This window comes from Simiduia sp., assembly GCF_058345725.1.
Map to the genome: position 1 here is coordinate 1 of NZ_JBTUOC010000100.1, position 26,365 is coordinate 26,365.

The 26,365-nt window shown below is 56.2% G+C and carries 23 protein-coding genes and 2 tRNA genes; 21 read left to right on the top strand and 4 right to left on the bottom strand.

Annotated features, from left to right (window positions below; translation table 11 throughout):
• Positions 1-630, bottom strand: a 630-nt coding sequence (locus ACW8F6_RS18125) for a sodium-dependent transporter (RefSeq protein ID WP_491577300.1), incomplete at its 3' end; no start/stop codon positions are given.
• A 161-nt stretch (positions 631-791) separates the two neighbouring features.
• Between ACW8F6_RS18125 and ACW8F6_RS18130 the strand changes: the two genes are divergently transcribed.
• Both ACW8F6_RS18130 and ACW8F6_RS18135 read left to right on the top strand, forming a co-directional pair.
• Complete coding sequence (locus tag ACW8F6_RS18130; protein WP_491577301.1) at positions 792-1,232, top strand: type II toxin-antitoxin system RatA family toxin; 441 nt, start codon at positions 792-794, stop codon at positions 1,230-1,232.
• 13 nt (positions 1,233-1,245) lie between these two features.
• Positions 1,246-1,560, top strand: a complete 315-nt coding sequence (locus ACW8F6_RS18135) for an RnfH family protein (protein WP_491577302.1) — start codon at positions 1,246-1,248, stop codon at positions 1,558-1,560.
• Between the two features lie 10 nt (positions 1,561-1,570).
• Here the strand turns inward: ACW8F6_RS18135 and ACW8F6_RS18140 are convergent, their stop codons facing one another.
• Positions 1,571-1,975: an outer membrane protein assembly factor BamE gene (locus ACW8F6_RS18140; RefSeq protein ID WP_491577303.1), complete on the bottom strand. Its 405-nt coding sequence runs from the start codon at positions 1,973-1,975 to the stop codon at positions 1,571-1,573.
• Positions 1,976-2,047: 72 nt separating this feature from the next.
• Between ACW8F6_RS18140 and fur the strand changes: the two genes are divergently transcribed.
• On the top strand, positions 2,048-2,458 hold the full coding sequence (fur, locus tag ACW8F6_RS18145) for a ferric iron uptake transcriptional regulator (protein ID WP_491577304.1): 411 nt from the start codon (positions 2,048-2,050) through the stop codon (positions 2,456-2,458).
• Between the two features lie 73 nt (positions 2,459-2,531).
• Here fur and recN read toward each other — a convergent pair whose 3' ends face one another.
• Positions 2,532-4,190 (bottom strand): DNA repair protein RecN, encoded by a 1,659-nt coding sequence (gene recN, locus ACW8F6_RS18150; RefSeq protein ID WP_491577305.1) that lies wholly within the window; start codon positions 4,188-4,190, stop codon positions 2,532-2,534.
• Positions 4,191-4,356: 166 nt separating this feature from the next.
• Between recN and grpE the strand changes: the two genes are divergently transcribed.
• The 8 genes from grpE (at position 4,357) to greA (ending at position 16,300) form a co-directional block, all read left to right on the top strand.
• Positions 4,357-4,923, top strand: a complete 567-nt coding sequence (gene grpE, locus ACW8F6_RS18155; protein ID WP_491577306.1) for a nucleotide exchange factor GrpE — start codon at positions 4,357-4,359, stop codon at positions 4,921-4,923.
• Between the two features lie 188 nt (positions 4,924-5,111).
• Positions 5,112-7,040 (top strand): molecular chaperone DnaK, encoded by a 1,929-nt coding sequence (gene dnaK / locus ACW8F6_RS18160; protein WP_491577307.1) that lies wholly within the window; start codon positions 5,112-5,114, stop codon positions 7,038-7,040.
• A 150-nt stretch (positions 7,041-7,190) separates the two neighbouring features.
• Complete coding sequence (dnaJ, locus tag ACW8F6_RS18165; protein WP_491577308.1) at positions 7,191-8,315, top strand: molecular chaperone DnaJ; 1,125 nt, start codon at positions 7,191-7,193, stop codon at positions 8,313-8,315.
• A gap of 49 nt (positions 8,316-8,364) precedes the next feature.
• The gene (gene dapB / locus ACW8F6_RS18170; RefSeq protein WP_491577309.1) at positions 8,365-9,171 is read left to right on the top strand and encodes a 4-hydroxy-tetrahydrodipicolinate reductase; all 807 of its coding nucleotides are present in this window, start codon (positions 8,365-8,367) and stop codon (positions 9,169-9,171) included.
• Between the two features lie 393 nt (positions 9,172-9,564).
• On the top strand, positions 9,565-11,100 hold the full coding sequence (locus tag ACW8F6_RS18175) for a methyl-accepting chemotaxis protein (protein WP_491577310.1): 1,536 nt from the start codon (positions 9,565-9,567) through the stop codon (positions 11,098-11,100).
• Positions 11,101-11,405: 305 nt separating this feature from the next.
• Complete coding sequence (carA, locus tag ACW8F6_RS18180; protein WP_491577311.1) at positions 11,406-12,557, top strand: glutamine-hydrolyzing carbamoyl-phosphate synthase small subunit; 1,152 nt, start codon at positions 11,406-11,408, stop codon at positions 12,555-12,557.
• Positions 12,558-12,605: 48 nt separating this feature from the next.
• A complete protein-coding gene (carB, locus tag ACW8F6_RS18185) occupies positions 12,606-15,827 on the top strand; it encodes a carbamoyl-phosphate synthase large subunit (protein ID WP_491577312.1) in 3,222 nt (1,073 codons plus the stop codon).
• Positions 15,824-16,300, top strand: coding sequence for a transcription elongation factor GreA (gene greA / locus ACW8F6_RS18190; RefSeq protein ID WP_491577313.1), 477 nt, complete (start codon positions 15,824-15,826; stop codon positions 16,298-16,300). The genes carB and greA overlap by 4 nt, the downstream gene beginning before the upstream one ends.
• A gap of 147 nt (positions 16,301-16,447) precedes the next feature.
• Here greA and yhbY read toward each other — a convergent pair whose 3' ends face one another.
• Entirely contained in the window at positions 16,448-16,750 is a 303-nt protein-coding gene (yhbY, locus tag ACW8F6_RS18195) for a ribosome assembly RNA-binding protein YhbY (protein WP_491577314.1), read from the bottom strand.
• Between the two features lie 409 nt (positions 16,751-17,159).
• On the opposite strand from yhbY, the gene ftsH reads away from it, so the two are divergent.
• The 10 genes from ftsH (at position 17,160) to nusA (ending at position 26,364) form a co-directional block, all read left to right on the top strand.
• A complete protein-coding gene (gene ftsH / locus ACW8F6_RS18200) occupies positions 17,160-19,067 on the top strand; it encodes an ATP-dependent zinc metalloprotease FtsH (protein ID WP_491577326.1) in 1,908 nt (635 codons plus the stop codon).
• Positions 19,068-19,190: 123 nt separating this feature from the next.
• Positions 19,191-19,613: a BLUF domain-containing protein gene (locus ACW8F6_RS18205; RefSeq protein ID WP_491577315.1), complete on the top strand. Its 423-nt coding sequence runs from the start codon at positions 19,191-19,193 to the stop codon at positions 19,611-19,613.
• Positions 19,614-19,665: 52 nt separating this feature from the next.
• Positions 19,666-20,511: a dihydropteroate synthase gene (folP, locus tag ACW8F6_RS18210; RefSeq protein WP_491577316.1), complete on the top strand. Its 846-nt coding sequence runs from the start codon at positions 19,666-19,668 to the stop codon at positions 20,509-20,511.
• 70 nt (positions 20,512-20,581) lie between these two features.
• Positions 20,582-21,922: a phosphoglucosamine mutase gene (gene glmM, locus ACW8F6_RS18215; protein WP_491577317.1), complete on the top strand. Its 1,341-nt coding sequence runs from the start codon at positions 20,582-20,584 to the stop codon at positions 21,920-21,922.
• Between the two features lie 130 nt (positions 21,923-22,052).
• The gene (tpiA, locus tag ACW8F6_RS18220; protein ID WP_491577318.1) at positions 22,053-22,811 is read left to right on the top strand and encodes a triose-phosphate isomerase; all 759 of its coding nucleotides are present in this window, start codon (positions 22,053-22,055) and stop codon (positions 22,809-22,811) included.
• An 8-nt stretch (positions 22,812-22,819) separates the two neighbouring features.
• On the top strand, positions 22,820-23,170 hold the full coding sequence (secG, locus tag ACW8F6_RS18225; RefSeq protein WP_491577319.1) for a preprotein translocase subunit SecG: 351 nt from the start codon (positions 22,820-22,822) through the stop codon (positions 23,168-23,170).
• Between the two features lie 7 nt (positions 23,171-23,177).
• Positions 23,178-23,262: transfer RNA gene (locus tag ACW8F6_RS18230), tRNA-Leu, on the top strand.
• Positions 23,263-24,011: 749 nt separating this feature from the next.
• A tRNA-Met gene (locus ACW8F6_RS18235) sits at positions 24,012-24,088 on the top strand.
• A gap of 277 nt (positions 24,089-24,365) precedes the next feature.
• A complete protein-coding gene (gene rimP / locus ACW8F6_RS18240) occupies positions 24,366-24,821 on the top strand; it encodes a ribosome maturation factor RimP (protein ID WP_491577320.1) in 456 nt (151 codons plus the stop codon).
• A 37-nt stretch (positions 24,822-24,858) separates the two neighbouring features.
• Entirely contained in the window at positions 24,859-26,364 is a 1,506-nt protein-coding gene (nusA, locus tag ACW8F6_RS18245; protein WP_491577327.1) for a transcription termination factor NusA, read from the top strand.
• Position 26,365 lies beyond the last annotated feature (1 nt).

The following is a 26,365-nucleotide window of genomic DNA, read 5'->3' on the forward strand; positions in this document are numbered from 1 at the left end:
GCCGGTGATTTTACTGAAGTCCGGAATCAGGTAGAACTTAAGCCCGGTCATCGCGTTATCGCGGGTCAACACGAAGATTACCATGCCAATCAGCATGACAAAGAGCGTAGGCATCAGGATCTTGGCACTGCGCTCAATGCCCTCTTTCACACCGCCCACTAAGATCAGGTTGACGATGGCCACCACAATGGCCAAGTGGATAAATACATCGCCGCCGGTGATAAAAGCCCCAAAAGTTTCGGGCTTTGCCAGCAGGTCCAGATTGCCGGTGACTGCGCTAAAAAGGTATTCAAATAACCACACGGTGATGACGGTGTAGAAGACCGCGATCATAAAGGGAGTAATAGTGGACAGCCAGCCGGCAATACTCCACCAGCGGTTACCCTGGGTCAGGCTCGCGTAGGCGCCCAGCGGCCCCTTGGCCGAGTGTCGGCCTGTGGCCAGTTCGGCCATCATGACGGGCAGACAGATGACAAAGACGAAAATTGCATACATTAATAGAAAGGCACCGCCGCCATTTTTTGCGGCATTGACGGGGAAGCCCACCAGATTGCCTATACCCACTGCGGAGCCCGCAGCGGCAAGAATAAACCCCAGTCGGGAACCGAATTGCTCTCTGGATGCAGCCATACTACTCACTTCTTCTATTATTTTTCGTTTCTCAGATGGTGCCAGGTTATTGTACCGGCACTCGGATGAGACGATCTTATCAGCCTTTGCCGCAAGTCGGCACTGGCTAGACACAGCTGCAATGGCTAAAATGCCGGCCCCGATGACAATATAGAGCCGACATGGCAGAGTTGGAGCGCACTGCGCTGGTTAGATTTTCCTGCGAGCAAATGTTTACGCTGGTAAACGATGTGGCCCGTTACCCCGAATTTATGCCGGGTTGTACCGGTGCACAGATACTTGCTCAGACGCCCGATCAGCTTACCGCTCGACTGACCTTGGGCAGGGCGGGCATCGAGCAAAGTTTTGTGACGAGCAATGCGCTAACCCCACCCACAGCAATGGTGATGACACTGGTGGAGGGGCCGTTTCGCGAGTTTGCCGGCCGCTGGCAATTTGCCCCTCTGGGGGATTTGGGCTGCAAAGTGACCTTTCACCTTCGCTTTACGCTTAGCAGCAGCTTGCTGGCAATGGCGGCGGGTAAATTGTTTGAATCGGTGGCGTCGCAGCAGGTGGAATGCCTGTGCCGGCGGGCCGAACAACTGTACGGTACAGCTAAGTAATCAGAGGGCAGATATGCCGGATCGTGATTTAATTCGGGTCGAGGTGGCCTACGCACTGCCCACCCAGCAAAAAATAATCGCTCTACTGGTGGAGCCTGGCACCACCGCCTATCAGGCTGTGGTGCGCTCTAAGATTGCGGATTATTTTAAGGATTTAGATATCGAGACCGCCAAAATGGGCATTTTTGGCCAAGCGCTCGGTACCAAGGGATTGAAGCCTGCGCGCGAGCACGAGCTGCAGGAGGGCGATCGCGTCGAGATCTATCGGCCATTGATTTCCGATCCAAAAGACGCCCGGCGGCGACGCGCAGAAAAGGCCAAGGCCTAGCGGCTGGCCCTTAAATGGGCTTGGCTTCTGGAACGTCCTTTTCCTCTTGTACCGGGCCCTTTTTGTAGTCGCCTTCAAAGCGAGCCAGGGCATCGCCCTCAAAATAGACGGTAAAGAGTTGTTTCTTGGTGTCGCCCTTCGGGTCTTTTAAGGTCCAGATGTAGTCCCAGCGGTCGGCGTGAAAGGTATCCTCCACGAGGGGAGTGCCGAGCACAAAGCGCACCTGGCGGCGCGTCATGCCAGCTTCAAGTTGGGTAACCATCTCTTCGGTCACGATGTTGCCCTGCTGAACGTAGATGCGATAGACACCGGGAAACTGGAAGTAACTGCAGCCTCCTAACAGGACAAGGCTGGCGAGCAGTGCGGCTTTCAGGGTTACGGCGGGCGCGAACGGGGCGCGAAACAGGGACAGCATTCTAGGGGTTCCACAAACTTGAGCGAACGGGGATAATACCGGACTCGCCAGATACTGCATAGAGGATGCTAGATGACTTCGGAAAATCAGGAACTTCGCAAGGCCGGCCTAAAGGTCACTTTGCCGCGCGTTAAAATTTTGCAGATCTTGGAGTCGGATGGCACCCACCACTACTCTGCGGAAGAGGTCTACAAGGCGTTATTAGACCAGGGCGAAGACGTAGGTCTGGCCACGGTTTACCGCGTTTTGACGCAATTTGAAACGGCGGGCTTGGTGACGCGGCACAACTTTGATGGCGGTCACTCGGTGTTTGAAATCGATCGCGGCGAGCACCACGATCACATGGTGTGTACGGAAACCGGTAAAGTCATTGAGTTTCACAACAGTGAAATTGAGGCGTTGCAGGAAAAGATCGCCGATGAGCATGGCTATGAGTTAACCGACCACAACCTAGTGCTCTACGTAAAGCCTAAAAAAGCCTAAGCGGCTGGCCTGGCTTGTGCGGGCACTGAGCGCGGGCCTTTCAATCGCCGCGCCAGTGCTTGGCGACGGCCGATCAATTAGCCATAGAGAGCATTTCCCGTGCGTGCGCGCGCGATTGCTCGGTGAGCTCGACACCCCCCAGCATACGGGCAATTTCTTCTATTTTTGCTTCGCCTTCCAGCGCCACCAATGTCGATTGGCTGCCGCCTTTGCGGGTCGCCTTGCGCACCTGCAGGTGTTGGTGTCCCTTGCTGGCCACCTGTGCTAAGTGCGTCACACACAATACCTGGCCCGACTGCCCCAGCTGACGCAATAGCCGACCCACGATATCGGCGGTGGCGCCGCCGATGCCCACGTCTACCTCGTCAAAGATCAACGTGGGAATGGTGGATTTGCTGGCAAGGCACACTTGAATAGCCAGGCTGATGCGCGACAGCTCGCCGCCCGAGGCTACTTTGCCCAGGCTGCGGTGCGGCTGGCCTGGGTTGGTGCTGACCAGCAGTTCTATTTCTTCGAGACCCGTGGCCGAGGGGGTCGACTCGGTAATGGCGATTTCTAGCGAGGCGTTGGCCATGGCCAATTGCTGCAGCTGACGATTCACGGCCTTGCCCAGGTGTAACGCTGCTTGGCGTCGCTGCTGACCCAGTTCCAGGGCCAATTTGCGGTATTCGGCTTCGGCTTCTTGGGTCAGCTTGGCCAGCTGATCCAAATCCACATCGCTGCCTTCAAGCTCCGCCAGCTCCTGCGCCAGAGTCTGATGTAAATTGCCCAGGGCTTGCGGGCTAATGCGGTGCTTGCGGGCGACTTGATAGATAGCGTCGAGCCGTTGCTCTAGCCACAGCAGTCGCTCCGGGTCGGCATCAAAGGCGTCGAGGTGTCGGTCTATGGCGTGGGCCGCCTCCTCAATGTGAATTTGCGCATTGACCAGCAGTTGCTCCGCCTCCTGCAGTTGTTCCGATTTGTCGGATAGGCTGCGCAATAGGTGTAAGCCCTTGTGAAGCCCCTCCAGCAGGCCCTGCTCATCGTCGCTGCACAGGCTGGCCAGCTGTTGGCTGGCGGCCAGTACCGATTCGGCATTGGCCTGTTGACGATGCTCGGCTTCGAGGCTGTCGAGTTCTTGGGGTTGCAGGTCCAGCTGGTCGAGTTCTTCTACTTGGTAGCGCAGCAACTGGGTGCGAGCGCTGATTTCGGCATCGTTTTGTTGGCGGTTGTGCAGTTGGGTCGCCAGTGTCTGCCAGTGGCGCCAGGCGTGTTTAACCGCCTGGTACAAACTGGTGTGGCCGCCATACATATCCAGAAGTGCCCGCTGGTGGTCTTTTTTCAACAGGCGCTGATGCGCGTGCTGGCTGTGGATGTCGATAAGCAGCTCGCCCAGACTGCGCAGCTGAGTCAAGGTGGCGGACTGGCCGTTGATATATGCGCGCGATCGCCCGTCAGCGCTGATAGTGCGCCTAAGTAAGCATTCACTATCGGCGTCGAGCTCTTGTGCCTGCAACCACTTGCGGGCCTTGGCGAGTTGGCTGAGATCAAAGGTGGCGGTGATGTCGGCGCGCTCGGCTCCGGCGCGCACCTTGTCGGCGTCGGCCTTGTCGCCCAGGGCCATGCCCAGAGCGTCGAGCAGCAGTGATTTCCCCGCTCCGGTTTCCCCGGTCAGGGCGGTTAAACCCTGGTGCAGCTCGAGTTCCAAGTGTTCAACCAAGGTGAAATTGTGAATGCTGAGGTGTGTGAGCATGGCTGGGGCTCCTGAGTTATTGCTGTGTATTTATACAGTAAAATGATCGCTGTGCAATCCCCTTGAGAAAATTCCCTTGAATGTGCGCCCACAGGCCCCATATAGGCTGCAGTGTATTTCTGGCCGGCGGGCTCGGCCCGCCACGATCGTAGATGGAGCAAAAACTGTGACCACAGAACAAGAGAATCCCCAGGTAGAGGATGCAGCGCCCGCTGCAGAGCAGCAGGCCGACGCACAGGCGCCACAGCCTGAAGCTGAGTCCGGCGGTTTGGAAGCCGAAGTGGCGCGACTGCAGGAAGAGTTGCAGCAAGCCAAGGACAATGCGCTGCGCGCCGCCGCCGAGGCGCAGAACATTCGCCGCAGGGCCGAGCAAGATGTGGAAAAAGCCCATAAATTTGGTCAGGAAAAAATCGTCTCCGACATGCTGGTGGTGGCCGATAACCTGGAGCGCGCACTGGCTTCTGTGGAGGGTGCCGACGAGCAGTTCAAGGCGGTAACCGAAGGGTTGGAGTTGACCCTTAAATCGCTGATTGACGGCCTTAAGCGCCACCAGGTGGCCCAGATAGACCCCAAGGGCGAACCCTTTGATCCGCAATTTCACCAGGCCATGACCATGGTGCCCAACCCCGATGTGGAGCCCAACACTGTGCTGGATGTATTTCAAAAGGGTTATACCCTGCACGGTCGCCTGGTGCGTCCGGCCATGGTGGTGGTGGCAAAGGCGCCTGAATAAGACGCAAAAGATGCCTGGCGGGGTTGAAAAATCGCCAACCGCGCCAATATAGACAGCAAGTAGACGGCGCCGGCCCAGCGGCCTTCGCCGCTAACCCCGACAGCAAGTGAATCGCCAGCAGTTAGTCCGATAAGCGGGCGCTGGCAAGACGTTAAAGTATTTTACGATTAAGTAACTGGAGAATTTTCATGGGTAAAATCATCGGTATCGACCTGGGCACGACCAACTCCTGTGTGTCTGTGCTTGAAGGCGACAAAACGCGTGTTATTGAGAACGCCGAAGGTGATCGCACCACGCCGTCCATCGTAGCCTTTACCGATGACGGTGAGGTACTGGTGGGCCAGAGCGCCAAGCGCCAGGCTGTCACCAATCCCCACAACACCCTGTTTGCCGTTAAGCGTCTGATCGGTCGCAAGTTCACCGACGACGTGGTGCAAAAAGACATCAAAATGGTGCCCTACAAAATTGTAGGCGCCGACAATGGCGATGCCTGGGTAGAAGTGAAGGGCGACCGCAAAGCGCCGCCACAGATTTCTGCCGAAGTGCTGAAGAAAATGAAAAAGACCGCCGAAGACTACTTGGGCGAGACAGTTACGGAAGCGGTTATTACCGTACCTGCCTATTTCAACGATTCTCAGCGTCAGGCCACTAAAGACGCCGGTAAGATCGCCGGTCTGGAAGTGAAGCGCATCATCAACGAACCCACTGCCGCGGCCCTGGCCTACGGCATGGACAAGGTGAAAGGCGATCGCACCATTGCGGTTTACGACTTGGGTGGCGGTACCTTCGATATCTCCATCATTGAAATTGCCGACGTAGACGGCGAGCACCAGTTTGAAGTGTTGGCCACCAATGGCGACACCTTCCTGGGTGGTGAGGACTTCGACCTGCGCTTGATTGAATACTTGGCAGACGAGTTCAAAAAGACCAACGGTATCGACCTGCACAGCGATCCACTGGCCCTGCAGCGTCTGAAAGAAGCCGCTGAAAAAGCCAAGATCGAGCTGTCCTCGAGCCAGCAAACCGAAGTGAACCTGCCCTACATCACCGCAGACGCCACGGGCCCCAAGCACCTGGTTGTGAAGTTGACGCGCTCCAAGCTGGAATCGCTGGTCGAGGAACTGGTGAAGCGTTCAATGGAACCCGTTAAGCAAGCCCTGGCCGACGCCGACTTGTCTGTGGGCGACATCAACGACGTGATTCTCGTGGGCGGTCAAACCCGTATGCCACTGGTGCAGAAGTACGTAACAGACTTCTTCGGCAAAGAGCCGCGCAAAGACGTTAACCCCGACGAAGCGGTTGCGATCGGTGCGGCTATTCAAGGTGCGGTGCTGTCTGGCGACGTGAAAGACGTACTGCTGCTGGACGTGTCGCCCCTGACCCTGGGTATTGAAACCATGGGCGGTGTGGCTACACCACTGATTGAAAAGAACACCACCATCCCGACCAAAAAGTCGCAGGTGTTCTCAACGGCAGAAGACAACCAAACTGCGGTAACCATTCACGTGGTACAGGGCGAGCGCAAGCAAGCCGCGCAGAACAAGTCGCTCGGTCGTTTTGATCTGGCGGACATTCCACCTGCACCGCGCGGCATGCCGCAAATTGAAGTGACCTTCGACATCGATGCCAACGGTATTTTAAACGTGAGCGCGAAAGACAAGGCTACCGGTAAAGAGCAGTCCATCGTGATCAAGGCCTCCTCCGGTTTGTCGGATGAAGAAATTGAAAAAATGGTACGCGATGCCGAGGCCAATGCCGAAGCCGATAAGAAGTTCGAGGAAGTGGTTACCGCGCGCAACACCTTGGACGGTCTGATCTCTGCCACCAAGAAAACGCTGACAGAAGCCGGTGATAAAGCGAGCGACGAAGAGAAGGCAGCTATCGAGGCGGCACTGAAAGACGCAGAAGCGGCGGTGAAGGGCGACGACAAGGCTGCGATGGACGCTGCCACACAGAAGTTGACCGAAGCCTCTGGCCCGCTGGCGCAGAAAATGTACGCCGAGCAGGCCCAGGCCCAGCAGGCCACAGGCGGTGCAGACAAGGCCGACACTAAAGCCAAAGCCGACGACGGCGTGGTAGACGCTGAGTTTGAAGAGGTCAAAGACGATCAGAAGTAATTCTGCGGGCGGGCCTCGGTTGTCCGCCCTGGAAATACACTGATTGCAAACAAGGCGCGGCTTGTCATGAGTCGCGCCATTGTTTTAACCGAGTTGCATTAACCTGTACTCGCGTGGGTAGCGCGGGTGCCACAACAAGTTACCAAGCCTATGTCTAAACGCGATTACTACGAAGTGCTGGGTGTCGAGCGCGGCGTCGATGAAAAGGAGCTGAAAAAAGCTTACCGTCGCATCGCCATGAAGTACCACCCCGACCGTAACCCGGACGACAAAAGTGCCGAAGATAAGTTCAAAGAGGCCAGCGAGGCCTATGAAGTCTTGTCCGATAGCCAAAAGCGCGCCGCCTACGACCAGTATGGTCACCGCGGTGTAGAAGGTATGGCCGGCGGCGGTGGCGGCCAGGGCTTTGGCAACTTTTCCGATATTTTTGGCGACGTGTTTGGCGACATTTTCGGTGGTGGCGGAGGCCGTGGTCGCGGCGGGCCATCGCGTGGTTCGGATTTGCGCTACACACTGGACTTGGATCTGGAAGCCGCGGTTAAAGGCACCACGGTGAAGATCAAAGTGCCAACGCTGGTGGCTTGCGAGCCCTGCGACGGCTCGGGTGCGAAAAAAGGCACTAAGGCCAGCACCTGCACTACCTGCGGTGGCGTGGGTCAAGTGCGCATGCAGCAGGGCTTTTTCTCGGTTCAGCAAACTTGCCCCAATTGCCGCGGGCGCGGCACCTTGATTACCGATCCCTGCCCCAGCTGTCACGGACAAGGGCGCAAGGAAGAAACGCGCACCCTGTCGGTTAAAGTGCCGCCGGGTGTGGATACGGGCGATCGTATTCGCCTGTCGGGCGAGGGTGAAGCCGGTGAGGCCGGCGGCCCGCCCGGTGATTTGTACGTGCAGGTCAATGTGCGCGAACACGCCATCTTTGAGCGCGACGGCCGCAACCTCTACTGCGAAGTGCCCATCAGCTTTGTGGATGCGGTACTGGGTGGTGAGCTGGAAGTGCCCACACTGGAGGGGCGGGTGAAATTGAAAGTGCCGCCAGAAACCCAAACCGGCAAGATGTTTCGCTTGCGCGGTAAAGGCGTGGTGCCCGTGCGCGGTGGCAGTGCGGGCGATTTAATGTGTCGTGTGGTGGTGGAAACACCGGTTAACCTGTCGAATAAGCAAAAGCAAATGCTGCGCGACTTCCAGGAAACCATGGGCAGCAGCAAACACTCGCCCCGTCAGACCACCTGGTTTGAAGGTATGAAAAACTTCTTCGGCGATATGAAAATTTGATCGGATGGCGCCCTGCGCCCCGGTACCGACTGAAAATTAAGGATACTGCATGACCGTCAAGTTAGCGGTAACGGGCGCCGCCGGGCGCATGGGTAAGATGTTGATTGAGGCCATCGCCAATACCGAAGGGGTGGCGTTGATGGCGGCTGTGGTGCGCGCAGGCTCAAGCCTGGTGGGCGCCGACGCCGGTGAATTGGCGGGCATCGGTAAAAACGGTGTGCGGCTGTCGGGTGATCTGCACGAAGTGGTGGAGGATTTCGACGTACTTATCGACTTCACTCAGCCCAAAGCGACGCTCGAAAACGTCGCTATTTGTGCCGATGCCCACAAGAAAATTGTGATCGGCACAACCGGATTTACCGAGGCGCAAAAGGCGCAATTATTGGAGGCGCAGGATGCCACCGCGCTGTGCCTGTCGGCCAACTATGCCACGGGGGTGAACCTGTGCTTCAAGTTGCTGGCCGAGGCTGCCAAAACCCTGGGTGACGACTACGATGTAGAGGTCTACGAGGCCCACCACCGGCATAAGGTGGATGCGCCTTCGGGCACGGCGTTGCGCATGGGCGAGGTATTGGCCGGTAGTCTCAACCGCGAGCTCGACAAGGTCGCCGTCTACGGACGGGAAGGGCAGACCGGCGCCCGGGCCAAAGATACCATCGGCTTTGCCACCGTGCGCGGCGGCGATGTAGTGGGCGACCACACGGTGATGTTTATGGCCGACGGCGAGCGCATTGAAATTACCCACAAGGCCTCATCGCGCATGGCCTTTGCCCGCGGTGCCGTGCGCGCCGCCCAGTGGATGGACGCGCGCAAGACCGGCCTCTACGACATGCAAGACGTGCTCGGGTTGCGTTAGTCCCCGGTTCGAGCACGCTAAGGGGGCGCCGGCACTTTGCCGGCAGCTTCCTTACTCCTCTATTCTTCTATTCCTCTCCCCATTACGTTACTTGTTGCCTGTCATTTGGTTATTTTGCCAGCCGTGACTATGCTCATTAGTACCCAAAGCCCTCTGTCAGTTTGGCGCGTCAGCGCTGTGCGCTAGGTGCGCCTTGTGGCGATGTGCTTGGGGGTGGCTTGCATACACAGCGTGCAATCGTCGCTAAAGATTTAAATCGAAAGTTCGATAACCTGTTTGAAATCCCCGTAAGGATATTCAGATTGGCAATCGCCGGAACGCCGCTCTTTGGCGCGGTAGGTTGGCGAAAATGGCGAGCAACAGTAAGGTGCACTATTGATGAATATGTTCAGTATGTCTTTGAAATGGAAGGTGTTTTTGGGGATTACCGTAACCAGCCTGCTGGCCGTAATTCTCTCCAGCACCCTGGCTGTGCGGGCCGAAGTGCAGAGGGTGGAGGCTACCATTCAGTCCGACACCCAAGACCTTGCCGAAATTATCGGCAACGCCACTGTGGGTGCCATTGCCTTTGGCGACAGCGCGTCGGCGCGGGACATTTTGGGCAGTTTGCAGCAGCAGGGGCGCGTGCTGGCTGCCGTTATCTATGGCGAAAATGGCAAGCCTTTTGTTTGGTATGAGCGCGGGGTGAAGGGCGCCGACAATCCGCCTTCAATTGCCCCCCGCTCGCCGGGCAGCTTAGGTATTTCGGTACACGACGATCGTGTAGACGTCATGGCATCGATCGTGGCAGATGGCAGTAAAGTGGGCACTATCTACCTATCTGCCAGCTTAGAGGAGCTGAACAAGGCGATCGCGGCCGCCATCTGGGGGGCGGTCAGTACGGTGGTGATTATCGGCATTCTGTCGGCAGTAATATCTTTCGTGCTGCAGGCGGGTATTGTCGGGCCCATCAACTCGGTGGCCGAAGCACTGGAAGATATTGCCGGCGGCGGTGGTGACTTGACCCGCCGGTTACCGGTTAATTCCGACGACGAAGTGGGTCGCCTGTCCACCGCCTTTAATACCTTCGTGGACAAGGTGCACGGCATCATCGCCGACTTCTCGGTGACGGCGTCGGGGCTCAATGAGCAGGCCAATACCCTGTCGGGCACCGCTAAAGAAACCGAGCGGGGCGTCGTACGCCAGCAAACGGAAATTCAACAGGTGGTGACCGCTGTGCGCGAAATGGCTGCCGTGGTGGGCGATGTGTCGAGCAATGTGTCGCAGGCCGCCGCCAATGCCGAAGAGGCTGATCGCCAGGCCAATAGCGGCAAGGGCGTGGTGTCCTCCACGGTGACCAAAATCGAAGGGCTGGCCAAGGATATCAACGCTGCTGCAGAGGTTATCGATAAACTGCGTTCCGAGACCGATAGCATCGGCAGTGTGCTGGATGTGATTCGCGGCATTGCCGAGCAAACCAACCTCTTGGCCCTGAATGCTGCCATTGAGGCGGCGCGCGCCGGCGAGCAGGGCCGAGGCTTTGCGGTGGTGGCCGACGAAGTGCGTACCTTGGCGTCGCGCACCCAAACCTCGACTCAAGAAATTCAAGTCATGATCGAGCGCTTACAGGCCGGTGCTCGCGAAGCCGTGCAAATGATGGACAAAGGTACCGGGCAGGCCGGCGAGTCGGTGACTCAGGCCGAGGAGGCCAGCCGTGCATTGGATGCCATTACCGCCGGTGTGGGGTCGATCAAAGACAAAACCAATCAAATCGCCAGCGCCACCGAAGAGCAATCGGCGGCTACGCGCGAAATGGAGCGCAATATGGAAAATATTGCCGGCGTGGCGCGCCAGGCCTCAGAGGGCTCTATCGAAATTGCCGCCAGTACAGCACGATTGGCAGAAATGGCGGCTAGCATGGCCAATATTGTGAAGCAGTTTAAGGTTTAAAGATCGGCCCTTGCGGAAATTGGTGTAAATTGCGCGTGGACAGCAAGATGCGCTTTCCGTAAAATGCGCGGTTAAGTTGCTAACGGTCAGAGCAGGGCAAAATCGCCTTTCGACCGCAGGGGAAATATCGACACAGAACGATGAAAAAGCGAGATGAAGCCTGCGTTTCATCTCGCTTTTTTACAACCTGCGGTGCACTCCAAACACGGAAAATGATGCGAACGTCGCACAACGTGCTGAAAAGCACGGTTGTTTTGCTCAGCCTGAAAAAAGTCAGAATGCCAGCCAATGCCTAGGAGGTCGACTTGTCTACTGGTGCCCCACGCCCCGCCATACTCATTCTTGAAGACGGCAGTATTTTCAGAGGAACCGCCATAGGTGCCTCCGGTGCTTCCGCTGGTGAGGTGGTGTTCAATACCGCCATGACCGGCTACCAGGAAATCCTCACCGATCCGTCCTACGCGCGACAAATCGTCACGCTGACCTACCCTCATATCGGTAATACCGGTACTAACGACGAAGACGCCGAGTGCGACCGCGTGTGGGCCGCCGGTTTGGTGATTCGGGATTTGCCACTGCTGGCCAGCAACTTCCGCAATCAGCAGAGCCTGCAGGACTACCTGGCTGAGCGCAATGTGGTGGGCATCGCCGATATCGATACCCGCCGGCTCACGCGGATCTTGCGCGACAAGGGCGCCCAGTCCGGCTGCATCGTGGCCGCAGAAGCGGTGGGCGAAGCGCTGGACGAGGCGGCCGCCCTGGCTCAGGCGAAGGCCTTTGGCGGCCTCAAAGGCATGGACCTGGCAAAGGCAGTGACTGCCGCTGCGGCCTACCCCTGGAGCGAGGGCTCCTGGGCACTTGGGCAGGGTTTTACCGCTCCAGTGGACAAACCATATAAGGTGGTGGCCTACGATTACGGCGTCAAGCGCAATATCCTGCGCATGCTGGTGGACCGCGGTTGTGATTTGACCGTAGTGCCCGCGCAAACCCCCGCCGCCGACGTATTAGCCCTGAACCCGGATGGCGTATTTCTGTCGAACGGTCCCGGTGATCCGGAGCCTTGCGACTACGCCATTGAGGCCATTCAGGCGCTGCTCGCAACGGATATTCCCGTATTTGGCATATGTCTCGGGCACCAGCTGCTGGCGCTGGCCAGTGGTGCTAAAACCGTGAAAATGAAGTTCGGTCACCACGGCGGCAACCACCCGGTTCAGGATCTGGAGAGCGGCAAGGTGCTCATTACCGCGCAGAACCATGGTTTTGCCGTGGACGAGGCAACGCTGCCCGACAACCTGCGCGCCACGCACAAGAGCCTATTCGACGGCTCTTTGCAGGGGATTCACCGCACCGACAAGCCCGCCTTCAGTTTTCAGGGGCACCCAGAGGCCAGTCCCGGTCCCCACGACGCGGCGCCCCTGTTTGACCACTTTATTGAATTAATGAAGGCGCGCCGCTAGCGCGCCTTTGTTCCATTTTTTTACCTTTAAGCTTCAGGCCCAACAGCAATGCCAAAAAGAACTGACATTAAAAGTATCCTGATCCTCGGCGCCGGACCTATCGTAATTGGTCAGGCCTGTGAATTTGACTACTCGGGCGCGCAGGCTTGTAAGGCGCTGCGCGAAGAGGGTTACCGGGTAATTCTGGTGAACTCCAATCCGGCCACAATCATGACCGAGCCGGCCATGGCAGATGCAACCTACAGTGAGCCCATCGAAGGGCAACCGGTTGCCGCCATCATCGAAAAAGAACGGCCCGATGCCGTGCTGCCTACTATGGGCGGGCAAACGGCGCTCAACTGCGCGTTGGCACTGCACAAGCACGGCGTGCTGGAAAAGTATAATGTTGAATTGATTGGTGCCAACGAAGAGGCCATCAATAAAGCCGAAGATCGCGAACTGTTTGACCAGGCCATGAAGAAAATTGGCCTGGAATGCGCGCGGGCGAAAATTGTTCACACCATGGAAGAGGCGAAAGAAGTTCCCAAGGAATTTGGCTTTCCCTGCATTATTCGGCCTTCGTTTACCATGGGCGGTTCCGGTGGCGGCATCGCGTACAACTGGGAAGAATTTGAAGAAATTTGCGCCCGGGGCTTGGATCTCTCGCCCACTAACGAACTGCTCATCGATGAATCGCTCATCGGCTGGAAAGAGTACGAAATGGAGGTGGTGCGCGACAAAAATGACAATTGCATTATTGTGTGTTCCATCGAAAACTTTGACCCCATGGGTGTACACACCGGTGACTCCATCACTGTGGCGCCTGCACAAACGCTGACCGACAAAGAATACCAAATCATGCGAAACGCCTCGGTGGCCGTGCTGCGTGAAATTGGCGTGGAAACCGGTGGCTCGAACGTGCAATTTGCGGTAGACCCGAAAACCGGTCGCTTGGTGGTGATCGAAATGAATCCGCGAGTCTCGCGTTCGTCGGCGCTGGCCTCCAAGGCTACGGGTTTCCCCATTGCAAAAATTGCTGCCAAATTGGCAGTGGGCTACACGTTGGACGAACTTAAAAATGAAATCACCGGCGGCGCAACGCCGGCTTCATTTGAGCCTTCTATCGATTACGTAGTAACCAAAGTGCCGCGCTTTACCTTTGAAAAGTTTGGCGACGCCGACGCGCGCCTGACCACCCAAATGAAATCGGTGGGTGAGGTCATGGCCATTGGTCGCACTTTCCAAGAATCGGTGCAAAAAGCGTTGCGCGGTTTGGAAGTGGGCTCGGCCGGCTTTGAACCCATTGTGGATTTGACCGAGGCCGATGCGCTGACGCACATCCGTCGCGATTTGACTACGCCGGGCGCCAAGCGCATTTGGTATGTCGCCGACGCCTTCCGCGCCGGCATGAGTGTAGACGAAGTGTTTGATGCCTCGTTTATCGATCCGTGGTTTTTGGTGCAAATTGAAGACATAGTACGCACTGAAAAAGAATTGGAATCCATGGCGCTGTCGTCAATTGACGCCGACAAAATGTTCGCCCTAAAGCGCAAGGGGTTCTCCGACAAGCGTCTGGCCAGCCTGTTAGGTGTTAGCGAGAAAACTTTCCGCAAACATCGCCACAGCCTGAATATTCGCCCCGTCTATAAGCGCGTGGATACCTGCGCGGCAGAATTTTCCACCGAAACGGCCTACATGTACTCCACCTACGAGGAGGAGTGCGAAGCCAACCCCTCCGAGCGCGACAAGATTCTGGTGCTCGGCGGCGGCCCCAACCGTATCGGCCAAGGTATTGAGTTTGACTATTGCTGTGTGCATGCGGCGCTGGCCATGCGCGAAGACGGTTTCGAAACCATTATGGTGAACTGCAACCCCGAAACTGTGTCCACCGATTTTGACACCAGCGACCGCTTGTTCTTTGAGCCGGTGACTCTTGAGGATGTGTTGGAAATTGTCGCGCTGGAAAAACCCAAGGGCGTTATTGTGCAATTCGGTGGCCAAACGCCGCTGAAATTGGCGCGCGCGCTTGAGGAAGCTGGCGTCCCTATCATTGGTACGCCACCCGAGGCTATCGACCGCGCCGAAGACCGCGAGCGCTTTCAGCAAATGGTGATTCGTCTAGGCCTGAAACAGCCTTCAAACGCCATTGTGCGTTCAACGGAAGAGGCGCTGCGCGCGGCCGAAGCGGTGGGCTACCCCTTGGTTGTGCGTCCAAGCTATGTGCTGGGCGGCCGCGCCATGGAAATTGTATACAACGAATCGGAGCTCAAGCAGTACATGCGCGAGGCCGTTCAGGCTTCCGACGATGCACCGGTATTGTTGGATCACTTCTTAAACAATGCCATTGAGGTGGATATCGATGCCGTGTCCGACGGCAAGGATGTGGTGATTGGCGCCATCATGCAGCACATTGAGCAGTGCGGCGTGCACTCGGGCGACTCCGCTTGTTCGCTGCCGCCTTACTCGTTGGCTAAAGATGTGCAGGACGAAATGCGCGAGCAAGTGCGCAAAATGGCTTTGGAGCTAGGCGTTGTAGGTTTGATGAACGTCCAGTTGGCCTATCAGGACGGCGAGGTGTACGTCATTGAAGTGAATCCGCGCGCCTCGCGCACGGTGCCCTTTGTGTCCAAGTGCATCGGTGTGTCGCTGGCCAAAGTGGCGGCTCGCTGCCAGGCCGGCCGCAGCCTGGCCGATCAGGGGTTTACGCAGGAAATCGTGCCGACTTACTACAGCGTTAAAGAAGCGGTTTTCCCGTTTAACAAGTTCCCCACGGTGGACCCCATTCTCGGCCCGGAAATGCGTTCAACAGGTGAGGTGATGGGCGTGGGCGATACCTTCGCGGAAGCCTTTGCCAAAGCGCAGCTGGGCGCTGGCGATGTCTTGCCCACCAAGGGCCGCGCGTTTATCTCCGTGCGCGACTTCGATAAGGACGGCATGCTGACTGTGGCCAAAGAATTGGCAGACTTGGGCTTTGAATTAGTTGCCACGCGCGGCACAGCGGCGGTGATTGCCGCTGCGGGAGTACCGGTTCAAATCGTCAATAAGGTCACCGAAGGTCGGCCGCACATTGTGGATATGATTAAAAATGATGAAATAGATCTCATCATTAATACCACCGAAGGTAAGCAGGCAATCAAAGATTCTGCTTCCATCCGCCGTGGTGCAGAGGGACATCGGGTGTATTACACAACTACCCTGGCGGCGGCAGAAGCGCTGTGTGTGGCCCTGCGATTTGGTTTGAAAACCAACGTGCGCCGCCTGCAAGATTTGCATAAGAGGATTCATGCATGACCAAATACCCCATGACAGTGGCCGGTGCGGAGAAGCTGCGCCTGGAGCTGGAAAATCTGAAAAAAGTTGAGCGTCCACGCATTGTGGCCGCCATCGCGGAGGCGCGTGAACACGGCGATTTGAAAGAAAATGCCGAGTATCACGCAGCTCGCGAACAGCAGGGCTTTTGCGAAGGTCGCATTCAGGAAATTGAAGCCAAGCTGAGCAATGCGCAAATTATCGATATCAGCAAAATTCCCGAAGGTGACAAAGTGATCTTCGGTGCCACCGTGGATATCATGAACCTGGAAACCGACGCCATTCAAACCTACAAGATAGTGGGTGAAGACGAGGCCGATGTGAAAGCCAACATGATTTCGGTGACGTCGCCTATCGCACGGGCACTGGTGGGCAAAGAAGTGGGTGATATCGTTGTAGTGCGCACACCGGCGGGTGAAGTGGAGTACGAAATAGACGCGGTTTACCACCGCTAAGTCGATGCAGGTTGACTGGCACCCTGCATGGCTCAGCGAGACGAGCAGGGTTGTCAGCTGTATGGCGGCGAGATAAACCGGTAGCTGGGGCAGGCTGCGTGTTAGCCTGCTTTGAATCGGTGCCCGAGCGGGCAGTAGCCCCGAATATTAACCGGCAATATTAGACAGTTTTGGATTGGGTTCGCGGGCAGCGCGAAAGATCAGGGCAATTTTGCCAATTTCTTGAATGACCTCGGCGCGGGTTTTCTGGCACAGAGTTTCAATAGCGCGTTTGCGCGATTCGCGGTCATTGATGGCAATCTTTACCTTGATCAATTCGTGATCTTCTAGCGCGCGGTTCACTTCCTCGAGCACACCTTCGGAAAGCCCCTTTTCTGCAACCATAACCACGGGCTTTAGGTTGTGACCAATTTGACGAAACTGTTTTCTGCGCTCTGCACTGACTGGCATAAAAAATCCTGAACTGACTGAATAACGGGCATTAGATCGCTGAAGCGCCATCGGGCACTCCAGAATGCGCGCATTGTAGCCTAAAGTGCGCGCTGAGGCCTGCTTTGCCGATGATTTACCCATATCTGGCGCCGCCGTGCAGGTCTGTCCCAGTGGGGGTTCGAAAATAGGGGCTTGAGCTTGCAATTTGGCGCTTGGGCCCCACTATTAAGTGACTGAGCGCGTGCTGCAGATTGGTCGATGGATCAAGGGCAATTGTCGCGACTACGAAAATCCGGCATTTACACCGGTGCTTAGCTGTATCATGCTCTCAGGTGGAGCGATGCAAGCACTGGCTGGCCGCGCTGCTGCTGGTGTAAACCAGTGTTAATTGCTGACGTTAAGATGTGAGGGTAACCCTTTGAATGATATGGCAAAAAATTTAGTTCTGTGGCTGATTATCGCCGCGGTATTGCTGTCGGTGTTCCAGAACTTTAATGCCTCCCCCAACAAGGAAGAAATCCCCTATTCCGAGTTTGTGCTTGAAGTGCAGGCCGACAGGGTAAAGGAAGTCAGCATTGATGGCTTGATGATCGAAGGCGAGCGCCAGACCGATGGCTCCCGCTTTGTCACGATCCGTCCAAATCTGGTTGATATGAAGCTAATGGACGACCTGCTCAATCACGGCGTAAAAGTCGTGGGCAAAAAGCCCGAACAGGCCGGCTTCTGGCAGCAGCTCTTTTTTGCCAGTTTCCCCATATTGCTCATTATTGCCGTGTTCATGTTCTTCATGCGCCAGATGCAGGGCGGCGGCGGTGGCCGGGGCGGCCCCATGAGCTTCGGCAAAAGCAAGGCGCGCCTGCTGGGTGAAGATCAAATTAAAACCACCTTTGCCGATGTGGCGGGGGTAGATGAGGCCAAGGAAGAAGTGCAAGAGCTGGTTGAGTTCCTGCGCGACCCCTCGCGTTTTCAGCGTTTGGGCGGTCAGATCCCGCGCGGCGTGCTGATGGCGGGACCGCCCGGTACCGGTAAGACCCTGCTGGCTAAGGCCATCGCTGGAGAAGCCAAGGTACCCTTCTTTTCCATTTCCGGCTCAGATTTCGTTGAAATGTTCGTGGGTGTTGGTGCCTCGCGGGTGCGCGACATGTTTGACCAGGCGAAAAAGCAGGCGCCTTGCATCATCTTTATCGATGAAATTGATGCGGTGGGTCGCCACCGTGGCGGCGGTCACGGCGGTGGCCACGACGAGCGCGAGCAAACCCTGAACCAATTATTGGTGGAAATGGACGGCTTTGAGGGCAACGAAGGCATTATTGTCATCGCGGCCACCAACCGCCCCGATGTACTGGACAAGGCGCTGCTGCGTCCCGGACGTTTCGATCGCCAGGTGTTTGTGGGCTTGCCCGATATTCGCGGCCGCGAGCAAATCCTGAAAGTGCACATGCGCAAGGTGCCCCTGGATGAAAAGGTGCAGGCGTCTATTATCGCGCGCGGCACCCCAGGCTTTTCCGGGGCGGATTTGGCCAATTTGGTTAACGAGGCCGCACTGTTTGCCGCCCGTGCCAACAAGCGCCTGGTGACTATGGAAGAGTTTGAAAAAGCACGCGATAAAATCATGATGGGCGCCGAGCGCAAGACCATGGTGATGAGCGAGAAAGAAAAAGAGAACACCGCCTACCACGAGGCGGGGCACGCTATTATCGGCCGGCTGGTGCCCGAACACGACCCTGTGCACAAGGTCACCATTATCCCGCGCGGTCGAGCACTTGGCGTTACCCAGTTTTTGCCTGAAGATGACAAATACAGCCTGAGCAAACGCGCCCTGGAATCGCAGTTGTGCACCTTGTTTGGCGGTCGCATTGCCGAGCAAATGACACTGGGTTTTGACGGTGTCACTACGGGTGCCTCGAATGACATCGAGCGCGCAACGCAATTGGCGCGCAATATGGTAACCAAGTGGGGCTTGTCTGAGAAATTGGGGCCGCTTAATTACGGCGAGGAAGAGGGTGCCTACCCGGGAATGTACCACTCGGCGCATTCCGATGGCACCTCGCGCATGATTGACGAAGAGGTGCGTCATATTGTCGATAGTTGCTACGCGCGCGCGACTAAAATTCTGGAAGAAAATCGCGATATCCTGGAGGCCATGAAGGACGCATTGATGGAGTATGAAACCATTGATGCAGAGCAAGTTGACGACTTAATGGCTCGCCGCAAAGTGCGTCCGCCGCGCGATTGGGACGACAATGACTTTAATAGCCACCTTAAGGGCGGCTCGGGCGATGATGAAAAAGAAAAGCCTGCCAATCCCATCGGAGGGCCTGCTAAAGATCATTGATGCCGGCAGCGCGATTCGTCTGCAGTAAGCCCCGAAGCGCCAGCTGTCACCGCAGTTGGCGCTTATTTTTTGTCTATAATTTTGTCGTTGATGAATAATCATCCCTTAATGTGAGGGCGCGCAATGGCACTGCACACGCTGGCCTACGTAAGCCAAGCTACCAAAACCATGGACGAACAGGCACTGCGGGATCTACTTGATCAAGCGCGCACCCACAATTTGCGCCACTGCGTCACGGGTGTTTTGATTTACTGCGACGGCAGTTTTTTTCAGGTGGTGGAGGGTGAGCAGCAGGCGCTGGATCGTCTGTACGACAACTTATTGGGCGATACGCGCCACCGCGATCTGCGGCGATTGTACTATCGGGCTCTGGCCCAGCGGGATTTTGCCGAGTGGTCTATGGCCTTTCGCGAATACCGGGATCTGGCCGATGTGCCCGTCCCGGGGTTTTCAGCGTTATTGAGCACGGGCGAGCTGCCCGTGGACGGTGCTTCTGAAGTCGGCCGAATGATTCAGATGTTTCGCAAGTTGTTTGATGTGGTCTGAATGGCCCTGCACTTTTGCTGCGCAAGCGAGTTGCACACAAGAGGATGCGAGTGTGTTAGGTGAAGTGAATTTTGGCGGCCGCCGCGTTGACCTGTCGGTGCCGCAGGTGATGGGTATCCTGAATGTGACGCCCGACTCGTTCAGCGACGGCGGTCGTTTTTTTGACCAGGGTGTGGTGCTGACAAAGGTAATTGACGCAGCGTCCGCCATGGTGGATGCAGGCGCGACATTTTTGGATGTGGGGGGCGAATCGACTCGCCCGGGGGCGCTGCCTGTGGATGAGGCGCAAGAATTGGCGCGCGTGATACCCGTAGTGGAGGCGCTGGCAAATCGGTTTGATGTGGTCATCTCCGTCGATACCAGTCGGGCTTCTGTGATTACCGAAGCCGCGAACGCGGGCGCCGGGTTGATTAACGATGTACGTGCACTGCAATTGCCGGGTGCATTGGCGGCGGCGGCGGCGACGTCCTTGCCGGCCTGTCTAATGCACATGCAGGGGCAGCCCGCCAATATGCAAACGGCACCGGCCTACAGTGATATCGTTGCAGAAGTTCAGGCATTTTTGCAGGCGCGCACCGACGCCTGTCGCGCCGTAGGTATAGACGCAGCGCGAATTCTGCTCGACCCCGGCTTCGGATTTGGTAAAACGCTAGCCCATAATTTGGCGCTGTTTCGCGCGCTGCCAACACTTGGGCAGTCGCAGCCATTGCTGGTGGGCGTATCGCGTAAAACCATGGTGGGCCAGATCTGCGATCAGCCAGTGGAGCGGCGCCAGGCCGGCAGCGTAGCACTTGCGCTATTGGCGGCCCAAGCAGGCGCCTCAATTTTGCGCGTTCACGACGTGGCTGAGACGGTGGATGCGCTGCGGGTGTTGTCGGCGGTAAATAATCCACAGTAGGTTGATTAATATTGGGTTAGAATGGCCGGTTTACAGATCCTGCAGGACGCAACTCAAGGCACTAGATTCCATGACACGTAAATATTTTGGCACAGACGGCATTCGCGGTGCTGTTGGCGAATTCCCCATTACCCCCGATTTCATGCTCAAGCTGGGTTGGGCTGCGGGTCATGTGTTGGGCGAGCGATTTGATGGCCCCAAACGTATTCTGATCGGCAAGGACACCCGTATCAGTGGCTATATGTTTGAGTCGGCACTTCAGGCTGGCTTGATTAACGCCGGCGTGGATGTGGGGTTGCTTGGGCCTATGCCAACGCCTGCCATTGCCTACCTCACGCGCACCTTTCAAGCGCAAGCGGGTATTGTTATTAGCGCCTCGCATAATGCCTACGGCGACAATGGTATTAAATTTTTTAGCGGTTCGGGCACCAAATTACCCGATAGCGTTGAGCTCAAAATAGAGCAGATGCTGGATCAGCCCATGTCCACTGCCGAGCGGTTAGGTAAGGCCCGTCGCATTGAGGATGCCGCCGGGCGCTATATCGAGTTCTGCAAGGGCACTCTGCCTTGGGGTTTTAGTCTGCAGGGACTCAAAATTGTGGTGGACTGTGCCAATGGTGCCACCTATCACGTGGCGCCCGACGTCTTTAGGGAGTTGGGGGCAAAAGTGGTACCCATTGCGAATGAGCCCAATGGCACCAACATTAACCGCGCCTGTGGCTCCACCAAGCCCGAAGTGTTGCGGGAAAAGGTGCTTGAATTGGGCGCCGACCTGGGCGTGGCGTTTGACGGCGACGGAGATCGCGTCTGTTTTGTGGACCACCGAGGTCAGGTGGTCGATGGCGATGAAATCCTCTATATCATTGCGGCCCACCGCATAGAGCAGGGGCGGGAGTGTGCTGGCGTTGTAGGTACGCTCATGAGTAATTTCGGCTTTGAGTTGGGGTTGAAAAATATCGGTGTTGAACTGGTGCGCGCCGACGTGGGCGATCGCTATGTTATTGAGGCCATGCGCAACCACGGTTGGGATCTGGGCGGCGAATCCTCTGGCCATATTATTTGCGGAGATTTGACTACCACCGGCGATGGTATAGTGGCCGCGCTGCAGGTGCTGCTGGCGATGGTCAGTACGGGTAAGGGGTTGCACGAGTTGAAATCGGCCATGACCAAGTGCCCGCAAACCATGATCAATGTGCGAGTAAAGAATAAAGCTTTGTTGCAGGATAATGCCCAAATAAAAACGGCGGTAACCGAAACGCAGGCGGTGCTGGCTGACAAGGGACGGGTGCTGCTGCGCCCGTCGGGCACAGAGCCGGTGGTGCGGGTTATGGTGGAAGGCGAGGACGCCGTGGTTGTTAAAAAGCTGGCCAGTGAGTTGGCCGAGGTCGTAGAGCGGGCCGTTGGCGCTTGACGACCACCTCCAATTGATTGAATTACAAGGCGAAAAGCCGTTGTAACTCGGCAGCGACTTCGCTAACATTGGCGCCCGCTCGAGAGGCCCTCCCGGTGACGGGTGATCCTTGCAGGCTGCAGGAGTAGATATGCGACGCCCTTTAGTCATGGGTAACTGGAAAATGTACGGTTCGCTGGCACACAACCGCCAGTGGGCGGCAGCGTTCAGTGCCTTGGGCACAGATCTTCAAGGTGTAGATAGCGCAATAGCGCCCCCTGCCCCTTACATGGCAGACCTTGCGGCGCTACTGCCGGCAACTGTCGCACTGGGTGCGCAGGATGTGAGTGCCGAGCAGGGAAGTGGTGCGTTTACTGGCCAAGTGAGTGCCGAGATGCTTGTGGACTTCGGCGTTCGCTACGTCATAGTGGGGCACTCGGAGCGACGCGCCCTTCAGGGCGAGTCCGATGCGCTGGTAGCCGCCAAGGTTCAGGCGGCACTTGCAGCCGGCCTCACGCCAGTCGTGTGTGTGGGCGAGACGCTGGAAGAGCGCGATACGGGGAATACCCTGGCGGTAGTAGCGCGGCAGTTAGGCGCTGTTACAGGCGTCCTGACTTCAGAGGTCCAGGAAAAGTTGGTAATCGCCTATGAGCCTGTTTGGGCCATTGGCACCGGTAAAACCGCAGGCCCTGAGCAGGCTCAGGAGGTGCACGGTTATATCCGCAGCCTGCTGAGTGAATCGGCGGCTGAAAAAGTTAGAATTTTGTACGGCGGCAGCGTTAAGCCGGACAATGCGCAAGCGTTGTTTGCTGAGCCGGATGTAGATGGCGCCCTGGTGGGCGGAGCATCGTTAGACGCTCAAGAATTTAAATGTATATGTGATAGCGCGCAGTTATCGGCGCCGATTTAGAGAAGGTTATGGAACAGTTAATTATCATAGTGCACGTACTTGCCGCCTTGGCCATTATTGGCTTGATTCTGCTGCAGCAGGGCAAGGGTGCTGAAGCGGGGGCCTCCTTCGGTGGTGGTGCTTCGCAGACCGTATTCGGTAGCTCGGGCGGTGGCAATTTTTTCTCGCGTGCTACGGCGATTTTCTCGCTGATATTTTTTATTACCAGCTTTGGGTTGGCGATTGTCGCCAAGAATAAAGCTGCGGTTCAAGCCAATGTAGGTATTCCCGCTGTCGTCGAACAATCAGCGCCTGCCGATGTGGAAGTGCCCATGGTAGAAGAGCAGGGTTCAGATGTGCCAGAGGCGCCTGAACAGTAAAAGTTTAGCCCAAGTGGTGAAATTGGTAGACACGCTATCTTGAGGGGGTAGTGACGCAAGTCGTGCCGGTTCAAGTCCGGCCTTGGGCACCAAACTAAGGAAGCTCGATGCGAAAGCATCGGGCTTTTTTTTATTGGCCAGGCCGGATCAGGGTCCGGCGTTGATTCGCGCGCTGCGCTCACCCTTCGGGCCGCGATCGCGGTCCAAATCTGCGATTTGTGGGCACCAAACTAAGGAAGCTCAAGCGATTGCATCGGGCTTTTTTTTTATTGGCAAGGCCGGACCAGGGTCCGGCGTTGATTCGCGCGCTGCGCTCACCCTTCGGGCCGCGGTCGCGGTCCAAATCTGCGATTTGTGGGTACCAAACTAAGGAAGCTCAAGCGATTAATCGAGTTGTGCAGTGTCGCTGGATGGGTGTGAAAGTTTCGCTAATCAGCTTGTCTGCTCCGCCTGATGCGCAAAGGTTCGCAAGATGCGTATTTTCGATTACTGCCAGTCGGCTAGTGTGGCGGTGTTGGGCGAGGTGTGGCAGCCCGTTATGTCTGAGGCCTCATGTGTTGGTGGCAGCGCCCGGTAAATGGTGTGTTGCGGCCCGTTGCGACCTTGGACTGCTAGCGCTGGTCAACTGGGTGGGGGGCGTGCGCGCAAGCGTGATGTCGCGTCGCTTCTGTGGGATGCCGCAATTTAGTGCTTGGCGCCGTTATTTCGATCAGGTTGGCTGCTATCTGCCCTAAGTAATTGTTTTTATAAAATAAATGCAAAAAGGGGGTTGACCGGTACCGGGGGCATCCCTATAATTCGCGGCCTTGGTTGAGAGCACAGCTCGCCACCAAGTTGTTGATGCGGGGTGGAGCAGCCTGGTAGCTCGTCGGGCTCATAACCCGAAGGTCGTTGGTTCAAATCCAGCCCCCGCTACCAATTTTGAAGTTTGGTACCCGCAGTTCACTGGGTTATAGTGAGCTGCAACAGGCCGGCATAGCCGGGCGAAGGCCGAATTACCAGAATCGGCTTTTGGCTATCGAACTGCGTTGCAAAACGCGCCGAGAAGCCCCAATTTGGGGCTTTTTTGTATGCGCGAATTGCCTGGCCCAGCCCTATGGCTCGGCATTATGAATTGCTGCCCATCTGGGTAGTCATAATAAAAATGGGCCTAGTGCCCATTTTTTGTTTGTTTTCCGGGAATACAGAAGAATCTATGGCAACAAAGCAAGAAACCTTGCAAGCGCTCATCGCCCCAGTGGTCGAGTCACTGGATTGCGAATTTTGGGGCATGGAATACCTGTCTCAAGGGCGTCATACCACGCTGCGAATCTATATCGAACGCGAAGGTGGTGTTTTGCTGGAGGATTGTGAAAAAGTTAGCCGTCAAATCAGTGCCGTCATGGATGTGGAAGATCCCATCACTGGCGAGTACACGCTTGAAGTATCCTCTCCCGGCGTCGACAGACCTTTATACACGCTTGACCACTACCAGCGCTTCTCTGGCCAAAAAGCGGAGCTGCGTTTGCGCGTGCCCTTCGATGGCCGTCGCAAGTTTAGCGGCGTTATCGCCGGCATCGAAAACGATGAGGTTGTGCTGCAGGTAGAGGGTGAAGAGTACTTGTTCCCAATAGATTCGATTGAAAAGGCTAACATCGTCCCGCAATTCTAGTGCGGCGATTGGATGGAATTTAAGAGGCTAAACCATGATGAACAAAGAGATTTTGCTGGTCGCCGAGGCGGTGTCCAACGAAAAAGGCGTCGACCGAGATGTGATCTTTGAAGCTATTGAAATTGCGTTGGCAACGGCCACCAAGAAACGCTACGAAGAAGAGTCCGATATTCGCGTTGTCATCAATCGCAAGGATGGCAGTTATGAAACCTTCCGTCAGTGGTTAGTTGTTGACGACGACACCTTGGCCGAACTCGGCACCCAGTTCACTCTGGAAGAAGCCGCAGAAAAAGATCCGTCACTCAAGGCTGGCGACGTTTACGAAGAGCAAATTGAGAACGTCGAATTTGGTCGTATTGCTGCACAAACTGCTAAGCAGGTCATCGTGCAAAAAGTGCGCGAAGCTGAGCGGGCGCAAATCGTTGAAGAATATCGCGATCGCGTGGGCGAGCTAATCAACGGTACCGTCAAAAAAGTGACCCGCGATGCAGTTATTGTGGATTTGGGTAATAACGCCGAAGGTCTGCTACCGCGCGACCAGCTAGTGGGCCGCGAAGTGTTTCGCATGAACGATCGCGTGCGTTCTCTGCTATTGGACGTGCGCCCCGATGCGCGAGGCCCTCAGTTGTATTTGAGCCGCTCATGCCCAGAAATGCTGATTGAATTGTTCAAAATTGAAGTGCCGGAAATCTCTGAAGAAGTGATTGAGATTAAAGGCGCTGCGCGCGACCCAGGTTCGCGCGCTAAAATTGCCGTTAAAACCAATGATGGTCGAATCGATCCAGTTGGTGCTTGCGTCGGTATGCGCGGCTCTCGGGTTCAGGCGGTATCGAATGAGTTAGGCAACGAGCGGGTAGACATTGTGTTGTGGGACGATAACCCCGCGCAATTCGTGATTAATGCCATGTCGCCTGCCGAGATCGAGTCCATCGTGGTGGATGAGGATGCGGGCTCAATGGATGTTGCCGTGGCAGAGGACAATTTAGCGCAAGCCATTGGTCGTGGTGGTCAAAATGTTCGCCTGGCATCTGAATTGACGGGCTGGACCATCAACGTCATGAGTGAAGAAGAGTGGAATTCCAAGCAGCAGGAAGAGTCGGGCAGCATTGTAGAGAGCTTTATGGCCGCTCTGGATGTCGACGAAGAAGTTGCTGAAGTGTTGGTAAACGAAGGTTTTACCACATTGGAAGAAGTGGCCTACGTACCGCTGGAGGAAATGCTGGCCATTGAAGGTTTTGATGAAGATATTGCAGAAGAGCTGCGTGCCCGTGCCAAAGATGCTTTGTTAACGCAAGCGCTTGCTTCTGAAGAGAAGTTGGACACAGAACCTGCAGAAGATCTGCTAACTATGGAAGGGATGGACAAACATCTCGCCTACCTGCTGGCTGCCAATGGTGTCATTACCATGGAAGATCTGGCTGAGCAGTCTGTTGATGACTTGCTTGATATCGAAGGTATGGATGAAGAGCGCGCCGCCGCCCTGATTATGAAAGCACGTGAACCCTGGTTTGCTGACGAGTCAGACAGCGCAGGCGAGCAATAAA